The organism is Streptomyces sp. CAI-85 (assembly GCF_013363615.1).
In the GTDB taxonomy this organism is placed as follows: Bacteria; Actinomycetota; Actinomycetes; order Streptomycetales; family Streptomycetaceae; genus Streptomyces; species Streptomyces antibioticus_B.
In genome coordinates, this window is record NZ_JAANNX010000144.1 from 1 (window position 1) to 3,476 (window position 3,476).

The window sequence follows — 3,476 nt, forward strand, 5'->3', positions numbered from 1 at the left end:
ACCACCGCCAGCACCGGATGCCCGTTGCGCCGCGCGTCCGACAACCGCTCCAGCAGCAGCATGCCCACACCCTCGCCCCACCCCGTACCGTCCGCGTCGTCGGAGAACGACCGGCAGCGGCCGTCCGGCGACAGCCCCCGCTGCCGACTGAACTCCACGAAGGTCGTCGGGGTCGACATCACCGTCACGCCACCCGCCAGGGCCAGCGTGCACTCGCCCGCACGCAGTGCCTGCGCCGCCAGGTGGAAAGCAACCAGCGAGGACGAGCACGCGGTGTCCACCGTGACCGCCGGGCCCTCAAGGCCGAAGGTGTAGGAGATACGCCCGGAGGCGACACTGCCCGCGCTGCCGTTGCCCAGGTAGCCCTCGAAGCCCTCCGGTGCCCCGCCCAGCCGCGAACCATAGTCGTTGTACATCACACCCGCGAAGACACCCGTCCGGCTGCCGCGCACCGACGCCGGATCGATACCCGCCCGCTCGAACACCTCCCAGGACGTCTCCAGCAGCAGCCGCTGCTGCGGATCCATCGCCAGCGCCTCACGCGGCGAAATCCCGAAGAACCCCGGATCGAAGTCCGCCGCGTCGTGCAGGAAGCCGCCCTCACGGACGTACGACGTGCCCGTCCGATCCGGATCCGGGTCGTACAGACCCTCCAGGTCCCAGCCACGGTCGGTCGGGAATCCGTCGATGCCGTCACGGCCCGTGGCCACCATGCGCCACAGGTCCTCAGGGGAACGCACTCCGCCCGGATACCTACAGCTCATGCCTACGACGACGATGGGGTCTTGGTCGAGCGGAGACCGCACCGGGAGTGATGCGCCGGTGGATTCGCCCGTGGTGCCGAAGAGTTCGCCGTACAGGTGTCGTGCGAGGGCATCGGGGGTGGGGTGGTCGAAGACGAGGGTGGCAGGCAGCCGTAGACCGGTCGCCGCGTTGAGGCGGTTCCGCAGGTCGACGGCCGTCAGCGAGTCGAAGCCCAGCTCCTTGAACGCCCGGCTCTCCTCAACCGACGCCGCCGAGCCATGCCCCAGCACCGCGGCCACCTGCCCGCGCACCAGCCCGGACAGCTCCCGCATCCGTGCCTCCGGCGACAGCCCGGCCCACCGGTCGACCAGACCCGCGCCGGCGGCCTCGCTCACCCGAGCCCGGCGCACCCGGCCACCGGCCAGCCCGCGCACCACCGCCGGTACACCGGCGCCCATGGCCCGGAGCACGACCAAATCGAACCGAACCGGCAACACCAACGCCAGCCCCGTCGCCACCGCGGCATCGAACAGCGCGAGCCCGTCCGAGGACGACAAGCCCATCAGACCCGACCGGGCGAGCCGGGCTGTCTCGGCCGCGCCCAGCGCACCGGTCATCCCACTGCGCTGCTCCCACACGCCCCACGCCATGGACACGCCCGGCAGGCCGTCGGCCCGCCGCACCGCCGCCAACGCGTCCACGAAGGCGTTGGCCGCCGCGTAGTTGCCCTGTCCCGCGCTGCCCAGCACACCGGACGCCGACGAGAACAGCACGAACGCCGACAGATCGAGGTCACGGGTCAGCTCGTGCAAGTTCCAGGCGCCGTCGACCTTCGGCCGCAGCACCGCCGCCAGCCGATGCGGGGTCAGAGACGACACCGTGCCGTCGTCCAGCACACCGGCCGTGTGCACCACACCCGTCAGCGGGTGCTCGGCCGGGACCCCCGCCAGCACCCGGGCCAGCGCCCCGCGATCGGCGACATCACACGCCACCACCGACGCCTCGGCACCCAACTCACCCAACTCAGCGACCAGTTCGGCGGCCCCAGCGGCCTCCAGGCCACTCCGGCTGAGCAGCAGCAGACGCCGCACCCCATAAACCGTCACCAGATGACGCGCCACCAAACCACCCAGCGTGCCCGTGGCTCCCGTGACCAGGACCGTGCCCTCACCCCAGACCGGCCCCTCAGACGCCGTCACCGGCACGACCGACTGGACACGCGGCACGTAGACGACACCGTCGCGGACCGCGAGCTGGGGTTCGTCCCCGGCGAGCACGGCGTCCAACGCCTCGTCCGGCCACAACCCGCCGTCGTCGTCCAGGAGGACGAACCGGCCGGGGTTCTCCGTCTGGGCCGACCGCAGCAGGCCCCAGACCGGGGCGGCCGCCAAGTCCTCGACGCTCTCCTCCGGGCCGGCCGCCACCGCACCCCGCGTGACCAGCACCAGCCGCGACGACGCGAACCGCTCCTCTGCCAGCCACCCCTGCACCAGCTCCAAGGCCCGGTACGCGGCCTGGTGCGCCGCCCGGACCGTGTCCCCGTCCGGCGCCGCCACCACGAACGGGACGAGCACCGCATCCGGCAGTATCCCGCCGCTGTCGACGGCGGAGACCAGGTCCGCCAGGTCTGCGTGTACGGTCGACCGGGCCGGGAGACCGGTCACGGCATCCGGTCGGCCTACGACCGCCCACACGCCCTGCGTGTTGTGGGTCGCGGCAGTGTGCGGCAGCGGCGTCCACTCAACGCGGAAGAGAGTGTCACGCGTCCCGGGCGCGCCCGCGAGCTGCTCGGGGGCAAAGGGACGCAGGACGAGCGAGTCGACCGTGGCGACGGGCTGTCCGGTGCCGTCGGCGACGGTCACCGACAGCGCGTCCGCACCCACCGGCGCCAACCGCACCCGCAGCACCGACGCACCCGACGCGTACAGCGACACACCACGCCACTCGAACGGCAACCGCGCCCGGCCGTCGGAGAAGAACCCACCCAGCCGCACACCGTGCAACGCCGCATCCAGCAACGCCGGATGCAGACCAAAACGAGCCGCATCCTCCCGCTGCCCCTCGGCCAGCTCCACCTCGGCGAACACCTCGTCACCGAGCCGCCAGGCCGCACGCACCCCCTGGAACACCGGCCCATAGCCGTACCCGTCGGCCACGAACCCCTCGTACAGACCCTCGACATCCACCCCCACGGCCCCGGCAGGAGGCCACACCACCAGCTCCGCCGCACCCGCCGACGCCGACGCCGGCGAACCACCCACCGCCAGCACACCCGTCGCATGACACATCCAGGGACTCTCCGCCGGTGCGTCCTCCCGCCGGGAATACACGGTGAACGCCCGACCGCCCTCCGCGCCGGACTCGGCAACCGTGATCCGCAGCTGCACGCCACCCTGTTCGGGCAGTGTCAGCGGGGCCTGGAGGGTCAGCTCCTCGACCGTCTCGCAGCCGACCTCGTCACCGGCCCGGACGGCCAGCTCCACGAAGGCGGTCCCCGGCAGCAGCACCACACCGTCGACCGCGTGGTCCGCCAGCCACGGATGCGTCCGCAGCGACAGCCGACCCGTCAGGACCACACCGTCCGCGTCGGGCAGGTCCATGACCGCGCCCAGCATCGGGTGCTCCGCCGCCACGAGCCCGAGCCCGGGCAGCGCACCGGTCGTCGCGACAGCGGTCCCCAGCCAGTAGTGGCGGTGCTGGAAGGCGTAGGTGGGCAGGTCGACGTGGTGGGC

1 protein-coding gene is annotated in these 3,476 nt (G+C 72.5%); it reads right to left on the minus strand.

Annotated elements, in window-relative coordinates:
• Positions 1–3,476 (minus strand): type I polyketide synthase (locus tag G6W55_RS37130; RefSeq protein ID WP_175525002.1); only part of this gene is annotated, 3,476 nt, incomplete at both ends.